Here is a 24,099-nt window from a genome sequence, read left to right on the forward strand (position 1 = left end):
GCCCGCGTGACCCCCGACACCGCTTCTTCTTCCTTCCTGCCGCTGCTCGCGGACCGCAACCCCGACGCGCCCCTGGCCTGGCGCGCCGGCCAGCCGGTCAGCACGCGCCAGTTCCTGGCCGATGTCGCGCGCCTCGCGCCCGCACTGCCTGCCGAGGGGCCTGCCGTCAACCTCTGCCTCGATCGCTACGCCTTCGCCGTGAGCCTGGGCGCCGCGCTGGTGCGCGGCCATGCCAGCCTGCTGCCGCCCGATGCGCGGCCGGACACGCTGGCGCGCCTGACCGAAACCGGCGGCGCCCACCTGTTCGCGCTGACCGACGACGCCAAGCTCGAGACGCCCGGCATGAGACGCCTGCAGGTCGAGGCCATGCCCGGCCCGGCCGGCGATGCGCCCGTGCCCGCCATCGACGGCGGCCGGCATGCGGCCAGCCTGCTCACGTCGGGCTCCACCGGCGTGCCGCAACCGCATGCCAAAGCCTGGCGCACGCTGGTCGGCGACGTCGAAGTGGCGGTCGAGCGGCTGTGCCGCGTGCTGCAGCGGCCCACGCTCGAAGGGCTCACGCTGGTGGCGACCGTACCGGTGCAGCACAGCTACGGCCTGGAGTCGTCGGTGCTGCTCGCGATGCTCGGTGGCGCGGCTTTTGAGACCGGGCGGCCGTTCTTTCCGGCCGACGTCGCGAAGGCGCTGGCCTCGGTGCCGCGCCCGCGCGCGCTGGTGACCACGCCGTTCCACCTGAAGACGCTGCTGCTGTCGGGCATCGAACTGCCACCGGTCGACCTGATCCTGTCGGCCACCGCGCCGCTGTCGCCGCAGCTGGCCGCGCAGGCCGAGCAGGCACTGGGCGGCGTGCTGCTCGAAATCTACGGCAGCACCGAATCGGGCCAGGTGGCCACGCGCCGCACGACCGAGAGCGAAATCTGGGAAACCTTCGGCGAGATCCGTGTGCATGCGGAACCGGGGGAGGGTGACGGACCCGAGCGCTTCATCTTCAGCGGCGACTTCATTCCCGAGCCGACGCCCATGGCCGACGTGCTCGAGCTGCTGGACGCACGGCGCTTTCGCCTGTTCGGCCGCGCCAACGACCTGATCCACGTCGCCGGGCGGCGCAGTTCGCTCGCGCACCTGAACTACCACCTCAACAGCATTGCCGGCGTCGAGGACGGCGCCTTCTGGCTGCCCGACGAGGTGGCCGACGGCGTGGTGCGGCCGGTGGCGTTCGTGGTCGCGCCCACGCTGTCGGCGGCGGACATCATTGCTGCACTGCGGCAACGGCTGGAGCCAGTGTTCGTGCCGCGCCGCGTGGTGCAGGTCAAGGCCTTCCCGCGCGAAGGCACGGGCAAGCTCACGGTGCGGGCGCTGCGCGAATTTGCGCTGGCCCAGCTGGCCGACGACCAGACCCCGGTGCAGATGGCGCACACGGTGCCGGTCGACCATCCGGCCTTTGCCGGTCATTTCCCCGGCCAGCCGCTGGTGCCCGGCGCGTTGCTGCTGGCGGAGGTCATGGAGGTCGTGCGGCGCGTGCCGGCGCTGTCGGCACGGCTCGGCCCGAGCCCGACGCTCGCGGCCGCCAAGTTCCTGGCGCCCGTGCGCCCCGGCAGCACGCTGTCCATCGAGCTGCATCCCGAGGCCGGCACCGGCCGCGGCGTGCGTTTCGACGTGCGCTGTGACGGCGTGGCGGCTGTCACCGGCCGCTGGACGGCTGTGCCAGAGTCGGCGGGATGAAGCACACCGACGCCGAAACGCGCGCCGTGGACGAAGCGGCGCGGCAGACTGCCCGCCCGGCGGCCCAGCAGGGCGACTGGGCGCGCGCGCCCGAGCGCAGCAACATGCTGGCGCTGCGCTTCATCTGCCTCATGGCGCTGGTGTGCGGACGGCACGTCACGCGGCTGCTGCTGCCGCCGATCAGCCTGTATTTCCTGCTGTTCGCGCCGGCACCGCGCCGCTACATCAAGCGCTACCTGTTCAGGGCCATCGGCCCGCGCGCGGGCTGGGTCGACGGCTACCGCCTGCTGCACGCGTTTTCCTCCACCGTGCTCGACCGCGTGTACTTCCTGCGCGGGCGCATGGACTTGTTCAAGCTGAAGATCGAAGGCAACGGCCCGATCGAGGCCGAGGCGGCCGAAGGGCGGGGCGCTTTCCTGCTCGGCGCCCACATCGGCAGCTTCGAGGTGCTCGGCGCCTGCAAGCAGCAAAAGCACCAGAACCGCATGCGGCTGGCGATGCTGATGTACCCGGACAACGCGCAGCGCATCACCGCCATCCTGAACGCCATCGCGCTGCCCGAGATGCGGCCCCACGTGATCGCGCTCGGCCGGCCGCATTCCATGCTCGCGCTGCGCGACTGGCTCGACGGCGGCGGCCTCGGCGGCATGCTGGCCGACCGCACGCTGCCGGGCAGCGAGGAGCAGCCGGCAAACCAGCGCGGCAACAACATCGTGCTGCCTTTCCTGGGGCAGCCGGCCGTCTTCAACGATGGCCCGTTCCGGCTGGCGGCGCTGCTGCGCCGCAAGGTGTTCTTCATGGCCGGCATGTACGGCGGCGGTGCCCGCTACGATGTCCGGTTCGACCCGCTGGCCGACTTCGGCACGCCGTTCGCCGATGCCGCGGAGCGTGAACGCCGCATCCGAAGCGCGGTCGAAGCCTATGTGGCCCGCCTCGAGGCGCTGTGCCGCGCCTACCCGTACAACTGGTTCAACTTTCATGATTTCTGGCTCGAAGATGCGGCTTGATCGGCTTTGCAGGGTGGTGGTGCTGGCGGTGGCTTTCTGTGCCGCGCCGGCCTGGGCGGCATTCGACCTGCCCGAACTGATGGGCCTGCTGGCCCGGCAGAAGAGCGGCGAGGCGCGCTTCACCGAGCAGCGCTTCGTGCACGGCCTCGAAGGCCCGCTCGACGCGAGCGGCACGCTGAGCTTCGAGGCGCCCGACAAGCTGGTGCGCCGCACGCTGTCGCCGCGCATCGAGACCATGTCCGTCGACGGCAACACGCTGACCTTGTCGCGCGGCAACCGCAACCGCACGCTGGCGCTGGACAGCATGCCCGAGCTGCTGGGCCTGGTCGAAGCCATGCGCGGCACGCTGAGCGGCGACGGCGCCACGCTGCAGCGCTACTTCAAGAGCACCGTGACCGGCGCCGCCGGCAAGTGGACGCTCGACCTCACGCCCAACGACAGCCGGCTGGCCGCGCAGGTGCGCAGCATGCGCATCACCGGCCGCAACAGCGAGGTGTTGGGGCTGGAGATGGAGTTCGTGGGCGGTGACCGCTCGGTCATGCACATCTCGCCCAACGCACCGCCGTCGGCGCTGCCGGCCGGCGCTCCCGGGCGCGCGACGCCGTGAGCCTGGCGCAGGCGGGCGGCCCGCCGGGGTGGTCGCGCCGCATCGTCGTTCTGCTGGCGTGGTTGCTGGTCGTGGCCCTCGGCGCGGTCGTCATCGCGCGCACCCAGATCGGCGCCGACCTGTCGGCTTTTCTTCCCAAGAGCCCTGACCTGCGCCAGCGCGTGCTGATCGAGCAGCTGCAAAGCGGCGTGGCCTCGCGCACGCTGATGCTGGGCTTCGAGGGCGGCAGCGTCGAACAGCGTGCGGAGGTCTCGCGCGCCGTCGGCAAGGCGATGCGCGAGAGCCAGCTCTTCGACCTGGTGCAGAACGGCGACGTGAGCGACTGGAGCGAGGCCGGCACCTGGGTGTTCCAGCACCGCTACCAGCTCTCGTCCGGCGTGATGCCGGGGCAGTTCACCGCCGAAGGGCTGCGCGAAGCCATCGTCGACACCCTGTCGATGCTCGGCACGCCGGCCGGCAACGCGATCAAGCCCTTGCTCGACAGCGATCCGACGGGCGAGACCCAACGCATCGCGATGGAGCTGGTGCCGGCCAGCGCGCCGCGCAGCGAGGCCGGCGTCTGGATGTCGCGCGAGGCGCCGCGTGCGCTCATGATCGCCACCACGCGCGCGGCCGGCGGCGACCTCGATGCGCAGGCCGTCGCCATCGCCCGCGTGCAGGCTGCCTACGAATCCGCCGCGCGTGGCATGGGCGAGGCCGCGCCGAAGCTGCTGTTGAGCGGGCCGCCCGTGTTCTCGGTCATGAGCCGCGAAAAGATCAAGACCGAAGCCATCCACCTCGCGGTGGTGGGCGGCATCGTGATGAGCGTGCTGCTGCTGCTGGCCTTTGCCTCGCCGCGCGCGCTGGTCATCGCCTTCCTGCCGGTGGCCACGGGCGTGGTGGTGGGCACCGCGTCGGTCAGCCTGGTGTTCGGCTCGGTGCACGGGCTCACGCTGGGCTTCGGCAGCACGCTGATCGGCGAGACGGTCGACTACGCCATCTACTACCTGATCCAGGCACGCGGCGCGGCCGTGGCCGGCACCGGCTGGCAGCGCTGGCGCGAGGTGCACTGGCCCACCGTGCGGCTGGGCCTGCTGACCTCCGTGTGCGGCTTTGCGGCGCTGGTGTTCTCGGGCTTTCCGGGGCTGGCGCAATTGGGCGTGTTCTCGATCGCCGGGCTGGTGTCGGCCGCGCTCGCCACGCGCTACGTGCTGCCCGTGCTGGCACCCGATGGCGCGACCGGCATGGGCATGCGTCGGCACATGGCTCGCCTGGCCGGCCTGCTGGTGCGCGGCCTGCCGCGCCTGCGCTGGCCGCTGGCGGCGCTCGGCGTGGCGGCGCTCGCGCTGGTGCTGTGGCAGGGCGGCCACCTGTGGCGCGCCGACCTGAGCGCGATGAGCCCCGTGCCGCGCTCGGCCCAGCAGCTCGACGAGATGCTGCGCAAGGACATCGGCGCCAGCGACGGCGGCGTGCTCGTGGTGGCCTTCGGCGACGACGAACAGGCCGCACTGCGCCACACCGAGGCCGCGGCTGCGCGCCTCGATGCGCTGGTCGACAAGGGCGAGCTCAGCGGCTACGAAGCCGTGACCCGCGTGCTGCCCAGCGTGGCCGCGCAAACGGCGCGCCAGGCCAGCCTGCCCGACGCCGACACGCTGCGCGCCAACCTGGCCGAGGCGACCAAGGGCCTGCCGCTGCCGGCATCGCGCCTCGGCCCCTTCGTGGCCGACGTGGAGGCCGCGCGCAAGCAAGCGCCCGTGCAGCGCGCCGACCTCATGGGCGGCCCGCTGGGCTCGGTGGTCAACACGCTGATGTACGAGCGACCGGGCGGTGGCTGGTCCACGCTGGTCGTGCTGCATCCCGGCCCGGGCTTTGAGCAGGCTCGCCTCGAGGAGGCGCTGGCCGGGTTGCCCGAGGTGCAGGTGGTGGACGTCGGGCGCGAACTCGGCGGCCTCTACCAGCGCTACCTGCACGAGGCCTTCGTGCAGGTGCTGCTGGGTGCGCTCGCGGTGGTGGTGCTGCTGGGCGTGTACCTGCGCTCGTGGCGCCGCCTGCTGGCCGTGTGCCAGCCGCTGCTGTTCGCGGTGGTGCTCACGCTGGGCGGCATGGCGCTGGCGCAGGCGGCGCTCGGCATCCTGCACCTCGTGGGGCTGCTGCTGATCGTCGCCGTGGGATCGAACTACGCGCTCTTCTTCGACCAGCTGCGAACGACCGGGCGCGCCGACGAAGACACGCTGGCTTCGCTGATGCTGGCCAACCTCACGACGGTGGTGTCGTTCGGACTGATCGCGATCTCGGACATTCCGGCGCTGTCGTCCATCGGCCGCGTGGTCGCGCCGGGCGCCTTGCTGGCGCTGCTGCTGTCGGCCGCGTTCGCGCGCAACGTGGCGCCCGGGAAGGGCCCGAGCCCGCAGCGGTCGCGCTGATGGGAAAATCCGGGCCCACCATGTCGTCGCCTTCCGCCCCTTCCACCCGTTCTGCCGCCTCCGAGTCCTGGCCCTGGCCGCCGGCCATGCGCGCCAGCGCGGCCGTGCATGTGGCCGCGTTGGGCGCGGGCGTGCTGGTGCCGGGCGCATGGCCCTGGGCGCTCGGCGCGGTGGTGCTGAACCATGCGCTGATCACCGGTGCGGGCCTCACGCCGCGCAGCAACCTGCTCGGCCCGAACGTCACGCGCCTGCCGGAGGCGGCCGGTGCGCGTCGCGAGGTGGCGATCACCATCGACGACGGGCCCGAGCCCGAGGTCACGCCTCGCGTGCTCGACCTGCTGGACGCCCACGGCCAGCGCGCCACCTTCTTCTGCATCGCCGAACGCGTACAGGCGCACCCGGCGCTGGCGCGAGAGATCGTCGCGCGCGGCCACAGCATCCAGAACCACACGGCGCGGCATCGGCACAACTTCTCCTTCCTCGGCCCGCGCGGCTTCGCGGCGGAGATTGCGCGCGCGCAAGACATCCTGACCGACGTGACCGGCCAGCGCCCGACCTGTTTCCGCGCGCCCGCCGGCCTGCGCAACCCTTTCCTCGAACCCGTGCTGCACCGCCTCGGCCTCTCGCTCGTGAGTTGGACGCGGCGCGGTTTCGACACCCGCGAAGGCGACGCCGCCAAGGTGATGGCGCGCCTCGCCCGCCACTTGCAGGCGCGCGACATCCTGCTGCTGCACGACGGCAATGCCGCGCGCACCGCGGCGGGGCAACCCGTCTTGCTGGAAGTCCTGCCCTTGTTGCTCCAACGCCTGCGCGCCGATGGATTGCGCGCCGTGACCCTGCCTGAAGGATTGAAGACCGCATGAGCGCCGTGATGCCATCGACGATGACCACCGATCAAGCCTGGCGCGAGCTGCACGAAGCCGCGACCGTGCCCTACAAGAAGGGCGGCACCTTCGCCTGGCAGTTCGCACGCGGCAAGCTCGGGCGCGACCCGGTGTTCCGCGGCCTGCTCGAACGCGGGCTGATCGACGCCCAGCACCGGCGCGTGGTCGACATCGGCTGCGGCCAAGGCCTCTTCGTGAGCCTGCTGGCGTCGATGAGCGCGATGCAGCAACAGGGCCGCTGGCCGGCCTCATGGGCCGCCACGCCGGCCGCCGCGGACTACACGGGCATCGAGCTGATGCCCAAGGACGTGGCGCGCGCCGAGGCGTCGGTCGGCCATCTGAAACCGACGCCGCGGCTGGTGTGCGCCGACATGTGCTCGGCCGCCTTGCCCGACTGCGACCTGGTCGTGATCCTCGACGTGCTGCACTACGTGGACCTTGCGGCGCAGGAGGGCGTGCTGACCCGCGTGCGCGACGCGCTGCGCCGTGGCGGCAACCCGAAGGCGCGCCTGCTGCTGCGCGTGGGCGATGCGTCGAGCACGCGTGGTTTCGCGATCAGCCAGTGGGTCGATCGCACCGTGACGCGCATCCGCGGCCACAAGGTCTCCCCGACCTGGGGCCGCCCGCTGGCCGAGTGGATCGCCGTGCTGCAGCGCCTGGGTTTCCGCGTGCAAAGCATGCCGATGAGCGAAGGCACGCCGTTCGCCAACGTGCTGCTGGTGGCCGACCTGGAGACTGTCGCTTGACGGCACCGCAGACGCTCGACCGTGCGGGCATCGCCGCGCGCATTCCGCACAGCGGCAGCATGTGCCTGCTGGAGCGCCTCGAAGGCTGGGACGCCGAATCGATCCATTGCAGCACCACGACGCACAGCCACGCGGACAACCCGCTGCGCACCGAGAGCGGACTGCTCGCGCCGAACGCCATCGAGTACGCGGCGCAGGCCATGGCGCTGCACGGCGGCCTGCTGGCCGCCGAAGGCAGCACACCGTCGGCCGGCTTCCTGGCCAGTGCACGCAACGTGAAGCTGGCGGTGGCGAGGCTGGACGACATCGCCGGAGCGTTGCAGGTGCGCGCGAAGCGCCTGTCCGGCGACGACCGGCAGGTCTTGTATGAATTCACGGTGGCGGCCGACGACGGCCGCCTGCTGGCCGAGGGCCGGGCCGTGGTGGTCTTGAACACGCCGCTGGCGGACATGGGAAGCACACCGTCATGAGTTTCGAAGGAAAACGCACACTGATCACCGGCGCCAGCGGCGCGCTCGGCGCGGCCATGGCGGAGCGTTTTGCGCGCGACGGCGCCACCGTGCTGCTGCATGCGAACTCGCGGCCCGAGGCCATCGAGCAACTGGCCGCGTCGATCACCGCCGCCGGCGGCAAGGCGGAATGCCATGTGTTCGACCTGCGCAGCGACGAGGCCTGCGCGGCCGGCTGCGCACGCATCCTCGAAGGCGGCGCGGTGCAGATCCTCGTCAACAACGCGGGCGTGCACGACGACGCCGTGCTGCCCGGCATGCGCGCCGAGCAATGGCACAAGGTGATCGACGTGTCGCTGAACGGATTCTTCCGCGTGACCCAGCCGCTGCTTCTGCCGATGATGCGCACCCGTTGGGGTCGCGTGCTGAACATCTCGTCTGTCGCCGCCATCGCGGGGAACAAGGGACAGGTGAACTACGCCGCGGCCAAGGGCGCGCTGAACAGCGCGACCAAGGCGCTGTCGCTCGAAGTAGCCTCGCGCGGCGTGACCGTGAACGCGATCGCGCCGGGAATCATCGCGTCGCCGATGGCCGATGCGGTGTTCGATCCCGCGCTCATCAACCAGATGGTGCCCGTGAAGCGTGCCGGAACGCCGCAGGAAGTGGCGGCGCTGGCGGCATTCCTGGCAAGCGATGAAGCCGCGTACATCACGGGTCAGGTGATCTCGATCAACGGCGGGATGATCTGAGGCCCTGCCAGTTCGTTCTTCCTTACGAGGGGCAGGGCATTCGCCTTACCCCGAAGCCCGGCAGGCGGTGCGGTGTGGGCGGCCCCTCTGTGCCGCCGAGGAGCGCAGCGTTTCGCGGATCAGGGCTCGCAGCTGTTTGAGCGAAGCGAGTTCTGCGAGACCCCGCGAAACGCGAGCACCGCAGGGAAGCCGCGAAGCGGCCGGCACAGTGGGGCCGACCACGCCGTGCCGCCTGTCGGGCGCTCCCGAAAGGCCTAAAGAGGCAGCGTATCAAACGCAGCGTAGGCAGTAGCCAGCCAAGACTTCACGCGCTGCCGTTCCAGCAACCCAAGCGCATGCGGCCCTTCGCGGTCGTTCACCGCCTTCCAGAAACTCGTGTTCTGCGCATCGATCTTGCGCATGCTGGCCTCATGCAGGCGCGGCAAGGCAATGACGCGCGCGCCATTCGCATTGGCCTTCGACAGCGATTGCGACGCCAGCAGCATCCCGAAGTCGCTGCCGCGCCCGTAGTTCTGCACCACGATGTAGTTGGGCCGGTTGCCGAAGGTGTCGATCAGCGTGCCGAGCAGGTCGGTGGAGTCCTTGCCGTCGTCCAGCACGTGCCAGAAGTTGACCGTGACGTCGATCTCCTCGAACACGTCGAACAAGTCGGATTCCTTGATCCAGCGCGACAGCGGCGCCAGCGTCTGCGCTGCGAGGTCGACGATCACGCTCTGCTTCGGGTTGGTCTCGAAGCCGTTCACCACCGTGTCCAGGCCTTCGAAGCTGTCGACCACCACGGGCGAGGCAAAGCCCTCGTAGAAGCGCGTGAAAGAGCTGTGCGAACGGTCGGTGTCGAAGCCGGTGAAAGGGCGGCTGCGATCGATGAAGTACTGGGCCAGCACGCGTGCGGTGACCGACTTGCCGACGCCGCCTTTCTCGCCGCCAATGAAGTTGATAGAGCTCATGAGTGGTTGCTGCCTCGAATGGGTTGAGGGGTGGGGGAGGGCGGATTCATTCTAGGGGTCGCCTGTCGCGCTATCGTGGCTAGCGACCCCGCTTGCTCATGCCCTGCAGCAAGGGATGTGCCTGCAGGCGCTGCTGCAGCCGTTTCTTCCACGGAGCCGGCAGTGCCGAGGCGTCGATCATCGCGGGCCACTGGTCACGCGCGAGGCGGGCCGTGTCGGCCACCACGCGTCGCATGCGCGGCTCGTGCACGCCGGCCGAGAAGCAGAAGGCGCGCACGTTGGCGGGCGTGAACATCGCGGTGCGACGCGCAGCGGTGGCGCTAACCGGAGCCGGCAACAGCGGCAACGCATGGCCCTCGACGCCCTGCAGCGCCGCATAGGCCACGATGTCGTAGGCCGGCGCCAATCGCGGCGCAATGCCGTCGGGATACAGCACGCCGAAGTTCTTCAGGTGGGCATCCGGGTTGCCCAGCAGGTCGTTGACCACGAGCCGGCGCACCAGTTCGAGCACGGCGTCTTCGCCCAACGATGGAAAGGCACGCATCGCGAGCGCCATGTCGAGGTAGCTCCCGCTGTACTTGTGCATCGGGTCGACCGCGAGCACCTGCGCGAAGTCTTCGAAATGGATGCGGCGCGCACCGTCCCGGTCAAAGCGCGTGACGGCCAGGAACTCGGGTTCGTCCGGCAACGCATAGCTGTGCTCCGCCGCAATGGCCGACAGCGGCGCGAGTTCGGCGTGGCACACCTCGACACCCGCCACCCCGGCCATCTGCAGCGAAAGCATCTCGAGTTGCGGCATGTGCGGCCGGCCGGCCACCGGCAGCTTGGCGATCACGCGTGTGCTGGCGCCGGCGCGCACGCGCGCCACGTAGCGTCCGCCCTGGCGACGCAGGCCCAGCTTGGGTTGCACGCCAGAGACCGAGATGCCCTGCGGCATCGGCAACTCGACCACCGACATCTCTAGCGCGTCCTGGTCCTGCGTGATGAGCCGCTGCAGCGTGCCACGGTCCACCGACACCGGGCGCGCGGCCACGGCGCCGGGCAGGTCGCCGCCGCAGGCCGCCAGCAGTTCGAAGTGGTCGTTCTCGCGGCAACCGCGCAGCTGCGCGATGTGGCTGCGCAGCACGCCTTCAGGCAGCAGGTTCTGGAAGAAGCCGGGCAACTGGCCGCCCTGGGCGTTGAACAACGGGTTCTTCACGTCGCTCCACAACGCGGCCTGGGCGGCCGGGTCGCTCGCGACCATCGACAGCGAAAGCACGCCGGGCGGCGGGTTGGCGATCAGCTCGGGCTCCGCCACGAAACGGCACAGGTCGGCGTACTGGAACAGCTTGCCGAGGCGGTGCACGCCGAGCGAAATCTCGAGGATCTTGACGTTCATGGCTGAGAGCGGCGGCCCCGCACGTAGGGCGGCGCGGCGGGCGCTTCGGCCAGCGCCCGACCGACGCGCGTGGCGACCGGTCGGTAGCCGGGATCGACGGCCGTGCCTTCACCGAAGCCCTTGGGCGCGAGCTGCAGTTCGAGCCCCAGCGCATCGACCAGCGCGAGCAGCGACGACAGCTGCGGATTGCCCTTCAGGCTCAGGGCATTGCGCACCGAGCGTTCGGTGAGCCCCGAACGCAAGGCGATCTCCGCGTTCGTGAGGCCGGTGGCCCCGCGACGCGCCGTGAGGGCGGTGATGAGTTCCTGCTTGTCCACGGAAAGATATTACCGCAAATGCCTATTTCGGAAACATATTTCCGATGCGAAGAGCCTACTTGGGTATCAGCGTGAAGAGCGGCATGACCACGCCCATCACCCAGTTCTGGCCGAAGTCGAGGGCCGCCCGGCGGTACTTCTCGTCGGCCTGCGCGGCCAGCAGGTCGAGCCGTGCCACCACCTTCGACAGTTCGCGATCGGCCACGAGGTTGCGCCCGCGCTCGCTGATCTCGGTGGCCAGCAGCAGTGGCTGGCCGTCGGGGCCGGTCTTGGAAGAAATGAGCCAGAGCGAAATCTCGAAGTTGCGCGCCGTGCGGTAGCTGTTCTCGGCGTCGACCCCGTCGATCATGGTCTGGTCCCAGGTGTTGCCGTTGGCCTGCTTGAGCATCGAGGCCCACCCGACGACCAGCGCCGCCACGCGGTCGCCCTGGTAGGCCTGCGGGCCGGTTTCGAAGGCCAGGCGGATGGCGTCGATGCCGGTGGCGCCGCGCAGCTCGGGCAACGGCGTGCCCTGCAGGACCGCGTCCCAGGTGCGCTGCGTGGCTTCTTCCATGCTGGCGGCCGACTTGCGCCATTCGCGCGGGTTGCGCCGGTACAAGGTGGTCTGCACACGGCGCACCGATTGCAGGTTGTCGCGCAGCGACAGGTTGGCGATGCGGTTGGTGCCCGATTGCAGCCATTCCTGGTTGCCGTAGGGCTCGGCGCGCTCGGTGGAACGGAAGGAGGAACAGCCCGTCAGCGCCAGCGGCGCGAGCAGGGCGGCCGCGGTGCCTGCCAGTAGGCAGGTGCGTCGCGCCGCGAGGGGAGAAGCCGGGGAATCGCTCATGCCCTGACGTTATCATCCACGGCTGGGGCGGCGGCCCGCTTCAAGCTGCGGGCCCGTGCAATTTTCCTTACAAATCAATACCTTGGCGCTACGCCAAGGCAGGGCGACAAGTCGTGCGTCTTAACTCCATCAAGCTCTCGGGCTTCAAGTCGTTCGCCGAACCCACCAACTTCCTGCTGCCGGGCCAACTGGTCGGGGTGGTGGGGCCGAACGGCTGCGGCAAGTCGAACATCATGGATGCCGTGCGCTGGGTGCTCGGCGAGTCGCGTGCGTCGGAACTGCGCGGCGAGTCGATGCAGGACGTGATCTTCAACGGCACGACCACCCGCAAGCAGGCCAGCCGCTCGAGCGTCGAACTGGTGTTCGACAACGCCGACCACCGCGCCGGCGGCCAGTGGAACCAGTTCACCGAAATCGCCGTGCGCCGCGTGCTCACGCGCGACGGCACCAGCAGCTACTACATCAACAACCAGCCGGTGCGTCGCCGCGACGTGCAGGACGTGTTCCTCGGCACCGGCCTCGGGCCTCGCGCCTACGCCATCATCGGCCAGGGCACGATCAGCCGGATCATCGAATCCAAGCCCGAAGAACTGCGCCTGTTCCTCGAAGAGGCCGCGGGTGTCTCCAAGTACAAGGAGCGCCGCCGCGAAACCGAGAACCGCCTGGGCGACACGCGCGAGAACCTCACGCGCGTCGAAGACATCCTGCGCGAGCTCAATGCCAATCTCGAGAAGCTCGAGAAGCAGGCCGAGGTGGCGGCGCGCTACAACGCGCTGCAGGGCGACGCCACGAAGAAGCAGCACCAGCTGTGGTTCCTCAAGCGCGGCGAAAGCGATGCCGACCAGGCCAAGATCAAGGCCGACTCGGAAAAGGCCATCAACGACCTCGAATCGCGCACCGCCGACCTGCGCCGCATCGAGTCCGAACTCGAAACCGTGCGCCAGGCCCACTACGGTGCCGGCGACCTGGTGAACCAGGCGCAGGGCAAGCTGTACGAAGCCAGCGCTGAAGTCGGCCGGCTTGAAGGCGAGATCCGCTTCGTGGTCGAAGGCCGCCAGCGTGTCGAACAGCGTCTGGTGCAACTGCGCGAGCAGATGGGCCAGTGGGGCCGTCGCCGCGAAGAAGCCGAGGCCGAGATCGAGACGCTGGCCGGCGCCGGCGTCGATGCCGAAGAGCAGGCCATCCTGCTGGCCGCCCAGCTCGAAGAGCACGACGCGCGCCTGCCCGACCTCGAAGAGGCCGTGCAGCGTGCGCAGAACGAAGCCAACACCCAGCGCGCGACGGTGTCGCAGGTGCAGCAGCAGATCCAGGTGCTGGCCGCCGACCAGCGCAACATCGAAGACCAGAGCCGCCAGCTCACGCTGCGCAGCGAACGCCTGCGCGCCGACCGGAACGCACTGGCCGCGCCCGACGAAGACCGGCTGACCGACATGCAGGAGCAGCTGGCCGCGGCACAGGAAACCGCCAGCGAGTCCGACGCCCGCCTGCAGGAACTGCAGGAGACCGTGCCCCAGCTCGACGAAGACCGCCGCGCCAAGCAGCAGGCTGTCAACACCGAGGGCGCCCGCCACGCCGAGTTCTCGGCCCGCCTCGAAGCGCTGCGTGCGCTGCAGGAGAAGGTCAAGACCGACGGCAAGCTCGCCCCCTGGCTCGCCAAGCACGGCCTCGACGGCCTGCAGGGCCTGTGGAGCCGCATCCACATCGAACAGGGCTGGGAGAACGCGCTCGAGTCCGCACTGCGCGAGCGCCTGGGCGCGCTCGAAGTCAGCCGGCTCGACATGGTGCGTGCCTTCGGCAACGACGCACCGCCCGCCAAGCTGGCCTTCTACAGCCCGCCCGCCGCCGGCGTGCCGCAGGGCGCGGGCGCGCTGCCCAAGCTGTCGAGCCTGCTGCGCCTGAACGACGCCGGCCAGCAAGCCTTGTTGAACGACTGGCTGCACGGCTGCTACACGGCCGAGACTTTCGAAGAGGCGCTGGCCCAGCGCGCCACGCTGCAGCCCGGCGAGGTGATCTACGTGCGCAGCGGCCATGCCGTGTCGTCGCACAGCGTGAACTTCTACGCGCCCGATTCCGAGCAGGCCGGCTTGCTGGCTCGTCAGCAGGAAATGGAAAACCTCGAGCGCCAGCTCAAGGCCCAGACCCTCATCAACGAAGAGGCGCGCACCGCGCTGGTCCGCGCCGAAGCCGCCTATGGCGACGCTGCACAGCGCCTCGTCACGGCCCGCCGCGAAGCCGCCGAAACGCAGTCGCGCGCCCATGAGCTGCAGGTCGAGACGCTGCGCATGACGCAGCTCGCCGAACAGACCCGCGCGCGCAGCCAGCAGCTGGCCGCCGACCTCGGCGAGGTCGATGCCCAGCTCGAAGAACTGCAGGAAAAGCGCATCGCCGCCGAAGGTCGTTTCGAAGAGCTTGATATGCAGCTCGCCGACAGCCAGGAGCGGCATGCGCAGCTCGACGAGCGCGTGATCGAGGCCGGCCGCGCGCTCACGGCCAGCCGCGAGCAGCACCGCAGCCTCGAGCGGCAGGCGCAGGAAGCCACCTTCTCGCAGCGCACGCTCGAAGCGCGCCGCGGCGAACTGAACCGCAGCATCGAAACCGCCTCGCAACAGACCGTCGCGCTGACCGACGAAGACGAGCGCGCCCGCGCCGAGCTGAGCCGCCTGTCGGACGCCGCCGCGCAAGCCGGCCTGCAGGACGCGCTGTCGCTCAAGCTGGAGCGCGAGACCGCCTTGGGCGCGGCCCGCAGCCAGTACGACGACCTCACGCTCAAGCTGCGCGCCAGCGACGAGCGCCGGCTGCAGTTGGAGCGCGAACTCGATCCGCTGCGCCAGCGCATCACCGAATTCCAGCTCAAGGAGCAGGCCGCGCGCCTGGGCGTCGAGCAGTACCAGCAGCTGCTGGACGACGCCGGTGCCGACCTCGAAGCGGTGGCGCAATCGATCGAGACCGAGAAGGTGCGCCTGACCGGCCTGCAAAGCGAAATCGACCGCCTGAACCGCGAGGTGGTCGCGCTCGGCGCCGTCAACCTGGCCGCGCTCGACGAACTCGCGATTGCGAGCGAGCGCAAGATCTTCCTGGACGCCCAGTCGGCTGACCTGAACGAAGCCATCGGCACGCTCGAAGACGCCATCCGCAAGATCGATGCCGAAACGCGAGACCTGCTCGGCGGCACCTTCAAGATCGTCAACGAGCACTTCAGCCGCATGTTCCCGGAGCTGTTCGGCGGCGGCAACGCCAAGCTGATGATGACGGGCGACGAAATCCTCGACTCCGGCGTGCAGGTCATGGCCCAGCCGCCCGGCAAGAAGAACCAGACCATCCACCTGCTCTCGGGCGGCGAGAAGGCGCTCACGGCCATTGCGCTGGTGTTCGCCATCTTCCAGCTGAACCCGGCGCCTTTCTGCCTGCTGGACGAAGTGGATGCGCCGCTGGACGACGCCAATACCGAACGCTATGCCAAACTCGTCTCCGCCATGAGCCGTGAAACCCAGTTCCTTTTCATCAGCCACAACAAGATCGCCATGGAAATGGCCGAACAGCTGATCGGCGTGACCATGCAGGAGCAGGGCGTGTCGCGCATCGTTGCGGTCGACATGGAGTCGGCGGTCTCGATGGTCGAAGCGGCATAAGGCAGGCGCGCGCATGAGCAATCTCACCCTCGCCCTGGCGATCCTCGGCGGCCTCGTTCTCGCGGCCGTCGTGGCCTACAACACCCTGATGTCGCGCCGCAATGCGCCGCGCCAGCCCGATGCGGTCGATGTCGCCCTGGCCGAAGCCGAGCGCGCGCTGGCCGGCGGCAGCGACGGCGGCGTGGAGCCGATGCTCCATGCCGACCCGAGCCAGGTGGCCGGCAGCGACCGCCACGAGCCGCTGTTCGACCCCGACCTGCCGGCGCCCAGCGGCGTGCCCGTGCCCACCGGCGAGCGCCGTGGCGGGCTCGATCCGCTGATCGACGTGATCGCGCCCATCTCGCTCGAAGGACTGGCCTCGGGCGATGCCGCGCTAGCGTCGATGCCGTCGACGCGCCGCGCCGGCAGCAAGCCGGTGGCCATTGAAGGCCTGAACGACCTCACCAGCCAGTGGGAGCCGCCGGCGCCCGGACAGCGCTACCGCGCGTTCCAGGTCGGCGTGCAGCTGGCCAACCGCACCGGGGCGCTCAACGAGATCGAGTACTCCGAGTTCGTGGTCAAGGCGCAGGCCTTTGCCGATGCCGTGAACGGCGCGCCCGAGTTTCCCGAGATGCTCGACGAAGTGGCGCGCGCCCGCGAACTCGACCAGTTCGCCAGCGCGCACGACGCACAGCTGGGCTTCGTGCTGCGCGCGCTGCACGCGGCCTGGAGCCCGGGCTACGTGCAGCAGAACGCCGCGCGGCTGGGCTTCGTGGCCGGGATCATTCCGGGCCGCATGGTGTTGCCGACCAGCGAGGCCGGCCTGCCACCGATCCTCGGGCTCTCGTTCGACACCCAGGCCGCGCTGGCCGACGATCCGGCGCAATCGGCCATTCGCGAGCTCAGCCTGAGCCTCGATGTGCCGCAGGTCGATCGTGGCGAAGAGCCGTTCCGCCGCATGCGTGAAGCTGCTGCCACGCTCGCCCGCGAGATGGACGGCGTGGTGACCGACAGCGACGGCCAGTTGCTGCGCGACGAAACCATGGACGTGATCGGCACCGACCTCGAGCAGCTGTACGACACGCTCGACGCACGCGATCTCGCCGCGGGTTCGCCGCTGGCGCGTCGCCTCTTCAGCTGATCCGTCTTTTTCCCGAGGGACCCCCCATGACAACGCGCGACGAAGCGGCACGCGAAGCCGCCGCACTGAGCGAGCAGCTGCATCGCCACGCCCATCTCTACTACGTGCTCGACGCCCCCGAGCTGCCCGACGCCGAGTACGACAAGATGTTCCAGCGCCTGCAGGTGCTGGAGACCGAGTTTCCCGAACTGCGCACGCCCGATTCGCCGACGCAGCGCGTGGGCGGCACCGTGCTCGACAGCCTGGCCAAGGTGCGCCACCGGGTGCCGATGCTGTCGATCCGCACCGAGACCGACATCACGCCCGCCGGCGCCAGCGCCTTCGACGCACGCGTGCGCCGCGAGCTGGGCCTGGCCGAAGACGCGCCGCAGATCGGCTACGTCTGCGAACTCAAGTTCGACGGGCTGGCCATGAGCCTGCGCTACGAGCACGGCGTGCTGGTGCAGGCCGCCACGCGCGGCGACGGCGAGGTGGGCGAGGACGTCACGCAGAACATCCGCACCGTGCGCGAGATTCCGCTCAAGCTCAAGGGCGCCGCCCCGCCCGTGGTCGAGGTGCGTGGCGAGGTCTACATGAAGCGCGCCGATTTCGATGCCCTCAACGAGCGCCAGCGCCAGAAGATCGCCGCCGGGCAGAAGAACGAGAAGGTGTTCGTCAACCCGCGCAACGCGGCGGCCGGCGCGGTGCGCCAGCACGACCCGGCGATCGCGGCAGAGCGCCCGCTGAGCTTCTTTGCCTACGGCCTGGGCGAGGTTTCGCCCGCGACCGAAGGCGGCCCCGACATCGCGACCCAGTTCGACTGGCTGCAGCAGTTCCACGCCTGGGGCTTTCCGGTGGCCACGCAGACCGTGCGGGCGACTGGCGCTATTGAATTGATAGCATTTCACGAAGCCATCGGCCGCCAGCGTGATGCGCTGCCTTACGACATCGACGGCGTGGTCTACAAGGTCGACAGCCTGGAGCTGCAGCGGCAGCTGGGTTTTGTTTCGCGTGAACCGCGCTGGGCCGTGGCCCACAAGTACCCGGCGCAGGAGCAGCTGACCGAGGTGGTCGGCATCGAGATCCAGGTGGGCCGCACCGGCAAGCTCACGCCGGTGGCCAAGCTGGCACCGGTGTTCGTGGGCGGCGTGACCGTGACCAACGCCACGCTGCACAACGAAGACGAAGCCCGCCGCAAGGACGTGCGCGTGGGCGACACGGTGATCGTGCGCCGAGCCGGCGACGTGATTCCCGAAGTGGTGGGCGTGGCGCCCGACAGCCTGGCCAAGCCCGATGACCAGCGCGGCGCGGTCTTCACCATGCCGCACAAGTGCCCCGTGTGCGATTCCGAGGCGGTGCGGGAGGAGGGCGAGGTCGACTACCGCTGCACCGGCGGCCTGTTCTGCGCGGCGCAGCGCAAGGAGGCCATCCTGCATTTCGCGGCGCGGCGCGCGGTCGATGTCGACGGGCTGGGCGACAAGCTGGTCGAACAGCTGGTCGATGCCAACCTGATCCGCACCTTGCCCGACCTCTACAAGCTCGGTTTCGTCACGCTGGCGGGCCTGGACCGCATGGCGGAGAAGTCGGCCCAGAACCTCGTCGATGCGCTCGAAGCCTCGAAGAAGACCACGTTGCCGCGCTTTTTGTTCGGCCTGGGCATCCGCCACGTCGGCGAGAGCACGGCGAAAGACCTCGCCAAGCATTTCGGCAAGCTCGACGCCATCATGGACGCGACCGAGGAGCAGCTGCTCGAGGTCAACGACGTCGGCCCGGTGGTGGCCCAGAGCCTGCGCACCTTCTTCGACCAGCCGCACAACCGAGAGGTGGTCGAGCAGCTGCGCGCCTGCGGCCTGACCTGGGAAGAGTTCGAGCCCGAAACCCGTGCGCCCAAGCCTTTGGCGGGACTGACCTTCGTGATCACCGGCACCCTTCCTACGCTGGGCCGCGACGAAGCGAAGGATAAATTGGAGGCAGCCGGCGCCAAGGTGGCCGGCTCCGTCAGCAAGAAGACCCACTACCTCGTGGCCGGGGAAGAGGCCGGCAGCAAGCTGGACAAGGCGCGCGACCTCGGCGTCACGGTGATCGACGAGGCGCGTATGCTGGAGATCCTCGCCAGCGGTGTTCCGCCGGCGCCCGACGCCTGAATCGACCGGCGCCCGGGGCCGAGGCCCTTACCGGCCGTTACGCGACTTCACACCAGCGCAGTCAACAGGGTCTACAAGCGGGCGTTGAACGATCACAGAAGGCCGACAAGGAGTCTCTCATGCAAAAAATTCGTGTTCTCGCTACCAGCCTCGCACTCGGCGGCATCGCGCTGCTGAGCGGCTGCGTGGCCGTTCCTGGCGATCCGTACTACTCCGGCGGCTATTCCGAACCGTACTACTCCGATCCGGGGCCCGTGGTGGTGCCGGCGCCGGTCTACATCCAGGGTGGCGGCTACTACGACAACCGTCGCCCGTACTACGACCGCCGTCCTTATTACGACGGCCGTCGGCCGGCTTACCCGTACCCCGGCGTGCGACCCTCGTACCCGACGACCCGCCCGGGTTGGGGCGGTGGCCGTCCGCCAGTTGCCGTGGTGCCGCCGGTGCGACCCGGCGGGGGGGGCGTGCCCGGCATCACGCCCTCGCATCCGCAGCAGATGCCCCGCGGCCCTGCACGGCTGTGGACCTCGCCGGACTCGAAGGACAACCAAGGGGGTATCCCCTGATCGTGACCTGAGGCTCTCGCGATAATCGCGCGATGGCCTTCCGCGAAATTCTCAAGATGGGCGACCCCCGGCTGCTGCGCACCGCGCAGCCGGTCGCCGCTTTCGACACCGACGAACTGCACCTGCTGGTGCGCGACATGTTCGAGACCATGCAGGCGGTCAATGGCGCCGGCCTTGCGGCGCCGCAGATCGGCGTCGACCTGCAACTGGTGATCTTCGGCACCGACACCGTCAATCCACGCTACCCCGACGCACCGCCAGTGCCACGCACCGTGCTGCTGAACCCCGTCATCACGCCGCTGGGCGATGAAGAGGAAGAGGGCTGGGAAGGCTGCCTGTCGGTGCCCGGCCTGCGCGGCGTGGTGCCGCGCTTCGCCCACATCCGCTACACGGGCTTCGACCTGTACGGCGACCCGATCGACCGCACCGCCGACGGCTTCCATGCGCGCGTGGTGCAGCACGAAGTCGATCACCTGTTCGGCAAGCTGTACCCGATGCGGGTGCGCGATTTCTCGCGCTTCGGCTACACCGAGGTCCTGTTCCCAGGCCTCGATGCGGCCGACGACGACTGATTCGCCAGTCGCCTCTTCGCTTACTTGTTGTTGAGCCCGAAGCGCCCGCCACCCGTGAGCGCGAGCGAGATCGCCGCGAACAGGAACATGCCCTGCAGTTCCAGCGCCCAGCCGCCTTGCCCGTTCAGCGCGCCCAGGTCCTTGCGGTGGGCCAGCCAGATCGCCACCACCATGTTGATGGCCACGACCAGCGCGGCGGGCCGCGTGAACAGGCCGACGATCAGCAGCACCGGCGCCAGGATCTCGCCCACGTAGACCAGGTAGGCCAGCACCGCGGGCACGCCGTGCGACGCGAGCATGCCGCCGATGCCGTCGACGCCCTTGCCGACTTTGGCAATGCCATGCAGCAGGATGAGGATGCCCAGCGCAACGCGCAGGATGAGCTTGCCGGTGTCGTCGGACTTGACCATGGTGTGATTCCTGTTTGGGAGTGATGAAAGGGCCGTATGGTAGTGAAACTGCGAGGCAAACCGGCCTGCCGTCGGGAAGCCGTTCGACATATGTATCCAACGCAGGGTTCTTTGTCGTCGGCCTGCATCGCCCCGTACACTGCCTTTTGCCTACTGTTGAGGAGCACACACCAATGATGATGAAGAAGACAAGCACCCGATTCCGCCCGGCACTGCTCGCCACCGCTTGCGTTCTCGCGCTGGCCGCCGCGGCCCCGGCCTTCGCCGGCAAGACGCTCGACGCGGTCAAGCAGCGCGGCACCGTCAAGTGCGGCGTGACCAACGGCGTGGCCGGTTTCTCGGCCCCCGACACGCAGGGCAACTGGTCGGGCCTGGACGTCGACACCTGCCGCGCCATCGCTGCGGCCGTGCTGGGCGATCCCAAGAAGGTCGACTTCGTGCCGCTGAACTCGCAGCAGCGCTTCTCGGCCCTGCAGGCCGGCGAGATCGACATCCTCGCGCGCAACACCACCTGGACGCTCACACGCGACGCCTCGCTGGGCTTCAACTTCACCACCATCACCTACTACGACGGCCAGGGCTTCCTGGTGCCCAAGAAGCTCAAGGTGACGAGCGCCAAGCAGCTCAAGAACGCCACCATCTGCACGCAGTCGGGCACCACCAACGAGAAGAACGTGTCGGACTACTTCCGCGCGCAGAACATCCCGGTGAAGACCGTCGTGTTCGAGAGCTTCGAGGCCTCGTTCAAGGCCTTCTTCTCGGGCCGCTGCCAGGCCTTCACCACCGACGCCTCGGCGCTGGCCGGCCTGCGCAACAAGGAAGCGCCCAACCCCGACGACTACCTCATCCTGCCCGAGCTGATCTCCAAGGAGCCGCTCGCGCCGCTGGTGCGTCGCGGCGACGACGAGTGGTTCGCCATCGCCAAGTGGGTGCCCAACGCGCTCATCGAGGCGGAAGAGTTCGGCGTCACGCAGGCCAATGCCGACCAGCTCAAGGCCGGCAGCAAGGACCCGGCGCAGCAGCGCCTGCTCGGCGCCGGCGAAGACCTCGGCAAGCTGCTGGGTCTCGACAAGGACTGGTCGTACCGCGCCATCAAGGCCGTGGGCAACTACGGCGAGATGTTCGAGCGCAACGTCGGACCGAAGTCGGTGCTCAAGCTGCCGCGCGGCTCCAACAATCTGTGGAGCAAGGGCGGCCTGATCTACGCACCTCCTGTTCGATGAGTCGGCAGGCCTCGCGCCGCGGCGCCTGGCTGGCCTGGCTCGTGCAGGCCCTGCTGGTGCTGGCCGTCGTGGCCGGTGCCTTCTGGGTGGTGAACCATGCGCTCGAGGTGCTGCGCGCACGCGGCGTGCGTTCGGGCTTCGACTTTCTTACCGAGCCTGCGGGCTTCTCGATCAGCGAGGGCTGGCTCGACTTCGACGCCAGCCAGCCGTCGTGGCGCGCGTTCCTCGCGGGCCTGATCAACACCGTGCGCGCGGCTGTGCCGGCGGCCGTCTTCGCGGTGGTGCTCGGCACGCTGATCGGCATCGGCCGGCTCGCGCCGCACGTGCTGCTGCGCGGCATCTGCACCGCGTACGTGGAACTGCTGCGCAACGTGCCGCTGCTGGTGCAGCTGCTGATGCTGGCGTTCGCGATGGCCAACCTGCTGCCCGATCCGACCGAGCCCGTGCACCTGCTGCCGGGCGTGTGGCTCAGCAAGGGCGGCCTCAGCGTGCCCTGGCCCGTGGCGGGCGAGGGCGGCGGGTGGCCCACGCATTTCGAATGGCCCGAGCGCGGTGACTTCGGCGTGAGCCGCGGCGCCGCGCTGAGCCCGGAGTACGTGACCATCGTCGCCGGGCTGTCGCTGTACTCGGCGGCCTTCGTTGCCGAGATCGTGCGCGCGGGCATCCTCTCGGTGTCGCAGGGGCAGGTGCTGGCGGGGCAGGCGCTGGGCCTGTCGTCGGTGCAGCAGCTGCGCATCGTGATCCTGCCGCAGGCGCTGCGCGTGATCGTGCCCTCGCTCACCAACCAGCTGCTGAGCCTCACCAAGAACTCGTCGCTCGCCGTGGCCGTGGGCTATCCGGAGCTGGTGTCGGTGGCCAACACCACCATCGGCTCGAACGGGCGCGCCTTCGAGTGCATCGCGATCATCATGGCGGTGTACCTGCTGCTGTCGCTCGTGATCTCCTTCGGCATGAACCGCTACAACGCGCGCGTCGCGCTGCGAGGCTGGCGATGAGAAACGTCGCGCAAGGCCCCATCGCGTGGCGCAGCGAGCTGTGGGGTTCGCCGTTGCGTGCGCTGGCCACGGTGCTGCTGCTGGGCCTGCTGGCCTGGGCCGGCTTCCACGCGTTCGAATGGGGCGTGGTGCACGCCGTGTTCCGCCCCGACGCCGACGCCTGCCGCGCGGTGCAGCACGGCGCCTGCTGGGGCGTGGTGGCCGAGAAGTGGCGGCCCATGCTCTTCGGGCGTTTTCCGTACGAAGAGCAATGGCGCCCGGCTGTCGCGGTGGTCGTGTTGTCGGCGGTGACCGTGCTCAGCGCCTGGCCGCGCAGCTGGCGCTGGTGGCTGGCCCCCTTGTGGAGCGTGGCCTTGCTGCTGTTCGTCGGGTTGATGCACGGCGGCGTGGCCGGGCTGAGCACGGTGCCGACCAGCCGCTGGGGCGGCCTGCCGCTCACCATCGGGCTCGCGGTGGTCGGGCTGGCGCTGGCCTTTCCGCTGGCACTGCTGCTCGCGATGGGGCGGCGCTCCGAATGGCCCGTGGTGCGTACGCTGAGCGCGAGCTACATCGAGCTGGTGCGCGGTGTGCCGCTGATCTCGGTGCTGTTCATGGCCTCGTTCCTGCTGCCGCTGCTGTGGCCCGCGGGCTGGCAACCCGACGTGCTGGTGCGCGTGCTCATGGGCCTCACGCTGTTCGTCGCGGCCTACCTGGCGGAGATCATCCGCGGCGGCCTGCAGGCCGTGCCGCGTGGGCAGACCGAGGTGGCGATGGCGCTGGGCTTTGGCCGCTGGCCGGTGCAGCGCGACATCGTGCTGCCGCAGGCGCTGCGCCTCGTCGTGCCCGCGCTGACCAACAGCGTGGTCGGCACCTTGAAGGACACCTCGCTGGTCACCGTGGTCGGTTTGTTCGAGTTGACCGGCGCGCTCGGGCTGGCGCTGGGCGGCGACCCGGTCTGGCGGCCGTTCTACCTCGAGGGCTACCTGTTCGTGGCAGCTGTCTACTGGCTGCTGTGCTTCGGGCTGTCGCGCTACAGCGTCTGGCTGGAGCGGCGCCTGGGCACCAGCTCGGCGTAGCCGGTCTGCGCATCGGGCTCGCGCGAGAAGTGCCATTCGGGCAGCACCGCCACGAGGATCTCCGCCGTGGTGCGCACCACGCAGCCCGGCGTGGCATGGCCGCCCGACACGTGGCCGGTGCCGTCCGACACGCTGAGATGCAGGTGCGAGCCATCGGGTGACAGCGTGCCGGCGAGCGTGAGGATTTCAAGGTCGCCTTCGATCCGCGTCACCGTCTCGGCGCCCGCGAAACGGATGCTCGCGCCGCGCAGGCTGCCGATGCCCGAGACCACGAAGGCCGCGTCGCCGATGCCGGGTTGCTTCAGCACGGCGTCGAGCGCCGCGCGCAGGTCGTCGCCCGGTTGCAGACGCAGCACCAGCGTGTCCACGCGC

22 protein-coding genes are annotated in these 24,099 nt (G+C 69.5%); 16 read left to right on the top strand and 6 right to left on the bottom strand.

What is annotated here, in order from left to right; all coding sequences use genetic code 11:
* Positions 1 to 6: 6 nt before the first annotated feature.
* From AC57B8_RS25025 to fabG, 8 genes are read left to right on the top strand one after another with little or no spacing between them, the layout of a single operon-like run.
* Positions 7 to 1,722: an AMP-binding protein gene (locus tag AC57B8_RS25025; protein ID WP_496481068.1), complete on the top strand. Its 1,716-nt coding sequence runs from the start codon at positions 7 to 9 to the stop codon at positions 1,720 to 1,722.
* Positions 1,719 to 2,729, top strand: coding sequence for a lysophospholipid acyltransferase family protein (locus AC57B8_RS25030; protein WP_496481069.1), 1,011 nt, complete (start codon positions 1,719 to 1,721; stop codon positions 2,727 to 2,729). Before AC57B8_RS25025 ends, AC57B8_RS25030 begins: the two co-directional genes overlap by 4 nt.
* Entirely contained in the window at positions 2,701 to 3,336 is a 636-nt protein-coding gene (locus AC57B8_RS25035) for a LolA-related protein (RefSeq protein WP_139701610.1), read from the top strand. Before AC57B8_RS25030 ends, AC57B8_RS25035 begins: the two co-directional genes overlap by 29 nt.
* A complete protein-coding gene (locus AC57B8_RS25040) occupies positions 3,333 to 5,738 on the top strand; it encodes an MMPL family transporter (RefSeq protein WP_496481070.1) in 2,406 nt (801 codons plus the stop codon). The genes AC57B8_RS25035 and AC57B8_RS25040 overlap by 4 nt, the downstream gene beginning before the upstream one ends.
* Positions 5,739 to 5,758: 20 nt before the next feature.
* A complete protein-coding gene (locus AC57B8_RS25045) occupies positions 5,759 to 6,601 on the top strand; it encodes a polysaccharide deacetylase family protein (RefSeq protein ID WP_496481071.1) in 843 nt (280 codons plus the stop codon).
* Positions 6,598 to 7,368, top strand: a complete 771-nt coding sequence (locus AC57B8_RS25050) for a class I SAM-dependent methyltransferase (protein ID WP_496481072.1) — start codon at positions 6,598 to 6,600, stop codon at positions 7,366 to 7,368. The genes AC57B8_RS25045 and AC57B8_RS25050 overlap by 4 nt, the downstream gene beginning before the upstream one ends.
* The gene (locus AC57B8_RS25055) at positions 7,365 to 7,838 is read left to right on the top strand and encodes a hotdog family protein (RefSeq protein ID WP_354342045.1); all 474 of its coding nucleotides are present in this window, start codon (positions 7,365 to 7,367) and stop codon (positions 7,836 to 7,838) included. Before AC57B8_RS25050 ends, AC57B8_RS25055 begins: the two co-directional genes overlap by 4 nt.
* Positions 7,835 to 8,566: a 3-oxoacyl-ACP reductase FabG gene (fabG, locus tag AC57B8_RS25060; RefSeq protein WP_159271769.1), complete on the top strand. Its 732-nt coding sequence runs from the start codon at positions 7,835 to 7,837 to the stop codon at positions 8,564 to 8,566. Before AC57B8_RS25055 ends, fabG begins: the two co-directional genes overlap by 4 nt.
* A gap of 254 nt (positions 8,567 to 8,820) precedes the next feature.
* Here the strand turns inward: fabG and AC57B8_RS25065 are convergent, their stop codons facing one another.
* The 4 genes from AC57B8_RS25065 to AC57B8_RS25080 form a co-directional block, all read right to left on the bottom strand.
* Entirely contained in the window at positions 8,821 to 9,513 is a 693-nt protein-coding gene (locus AC57B8_RS25065) for a P-loop NTPase family protein (RefSeq protein WP_062471226.1), read from the bottom strand.
* Between the two features lie 79 nt (positions 9,514 to 9,592).
* The gene (locus tag AC57B8_RS25070; protein WP_496481073.1) at positions 9,593 to 10,891 is read right to left on the bottom strand and encodes a type II toxin-antitoxin system HipA family toxin; all 1,299 of its coding nucleotides are present in this window, start codon (positions 10,889 to 10,891) and stop codon (positions 9,593 to 9,595) included.
* Positions 10,888 to 11,208, bottom strand: coding sequence for a helix-turn-helix domain-containing protein (locus AC57B8_RS25075; protein ID WP_496481074.1), 321 nt, complete (start codon positions 11,206 to 11,208; stop codon positions 10,888 to 10,890). The genes AC57B8_RS25070 and AC57B8_RS25075 overlap by 4 nt, the downstream gene beginning before the upstream one ends.
* Positions 11,209 to 11,263: 55 nt before the next feature.
* Positions 11,264 to 12,034, bottom strand: a complete 771-nt coding sequence (locus tag AC57B8_RS25080; RefSeq protein WP_496481075.1) for a hypothetical protein — start codon at positions 12,032 to 12,034, stop codon at positions 11,264 to 11,266.
* A gap of 113 nt (positions 12,035 to 12,147) precedes the next feature.
* Between AC57B8_RS25080 and smc the strand changes: the two genes are divergently transcribed.
* The 5 genes from smc to def all read left to right on the top strand — a co-directional run bounded on the left by smc (position 12,148) and on the right by def (position 20,044).
* Complete coding sequence (gene smc, locus AC57B8_RS25085; protein ID WP_496481076.1) at positions 12,148 to 15,663, top strand: chromosome segregation protein SMC; 3,516 nt, start codon at positions 12,148 to 12,150, stop codon at positions 15,661 to 15,663.
* A 13-nt stretch (positions 15,664 to 15,676) separates the two neighbouring features.
* Positions 15,677 to 16,783, top strand: a complete 1,107-nt coding sequence (locus tag AC57B8_RS25090) for a cell division protein ZipA C-terminal FtsZ-binding domain-containing protein (protein WP_062471237.1) — start codon at positions 15,677 to 15,679, stop codon at positions 16,781 to 16,783.
* Between the two features lie 26 nt (positions 16,784 to 16,809).
* Complete coding sequence (gene ligA, locus AC57B8_RS25095; protein WP_496481077.1) at positions 16,810 to 18,906, top strand: NAD-dependent DNA ligase LigA; 2,097 nt, start codon at positions 16,810 to 16,812, stop codon at positions 18,904 to 18,906.
* 119 nt (positions 18,907 to 19,025) lie between these two features.
* Positions 19,026 to 19,472: a hypothetical protein gene (locus tag AC57B8_RS25100; protein ID WP_492734589.1), complete on the top strand. Its 447-nt coding sequence runs from the start codon at positions 19,026 to 19,028 to the stop codon at positions 19,470 to 19,472.
* A gap of 32 nt (positions 19,473 to 19,504) precedes the next feature.
* Positions 19,505 to 20,044, top strand: coding sequence for a peptide deformylase (gene def, locus AC57B8_RS25105; protein WP_070060694.1), 540 nt, complete (start codon positions 19,505 to 19,507; stop codon positions 20,042 to 20,044).
* Between the two features lie 20 nt (positions 20,045 to 20,064).
* Here the strand turns inward: def and AC57B8_RS25110 are convergent, their stop codons facing one another.
* Entirely contained in the window at positions 20,065 to 20,454 is a 390-nt protein-coding gene (locus tag AC57B8_RS25110) for a DoxX family protein (RefSeq protein WP_062471245.1), read from the bottom strand.
* A gap of 179 nt (positions 20,455 to 20,633) precedes the next feature.
* Here AC57B8_RS25110 and AC57B8_RS25115 point away from each other — a divergent pair, with 179 nt between their 5' ends.
* Genes AC57B8_RS25115 through AC57B8_RS25125 form a run of 3 tightly spaced genes read left to right on the top strand, consistent with a single transcriptional unit; the run spans position 20,634 to position 23,727 of the window.
* The gene (locus AC57B8_RS25115) at positions 20,634 to 21,677 is read left to right on the top strand and encodes an amino acid ABC transporter substrate-binding protein (RefSeq protein WP_496482241.1); all 1,044 of its coding nucleotides are present in this window, start codon (positions 20,634 to 20,636) and stop codon (positions 21,675 to 21,677) included.
* Entirely contained in the window at positions 21,674 to 22,672 is a 999-nt protein-coding gene (locus AC57B8_RS25120) for an amino acid ABC transporter permease (protein ID WP_496481078.1), read from the top strand. Before AC57B8_RS25115 ends, AC57B8_RS25120 begins: the two co-directional genes overlap by 4 nt.
* Positions 22,669 to 23,727 (top strand): amino acid ABC transporter permease, encoded by a 1,059-nt coding sequence (locus AC57B8_RS25125; protein WP_496481079.1) that lies wholly within the window; start codon positions 22,669 to 22,671, stop codon positions 23,725 to 23,727. The genes AC57B8_RS25120 and AC57B8_RS25125 overlap by 4 nt, the downstream gene beginning before the upstream one ends.
* Here AC57B8_RS25125 and AC57B8_RS25130 read toward each other — a convergent pair.
* Complete coding sequence (locus tag AC57B8_RS25130) at positions 23,682 to 24,095, bottom strand: PPC domain-containing DNA-binding protein (RefSeq protein ID WP_496481080.1); 414 nt, start codon at positions 24,093 to 24,095, stop codon at positions 23,682 to 23,684. The two genes, AC57B8_RS25125 and AC57B8_RS25130, sit on opposite strands and share 46 nt — an antisense overlap.
* Between the last annotated feature and the right edge of the window lie 4 nt (positions 24,096 to 24,099).

The sequence above is a fragment of the Variovorax sp. BGA-UO-ETr-C22 genome (genome assembly GCF_059567965.1).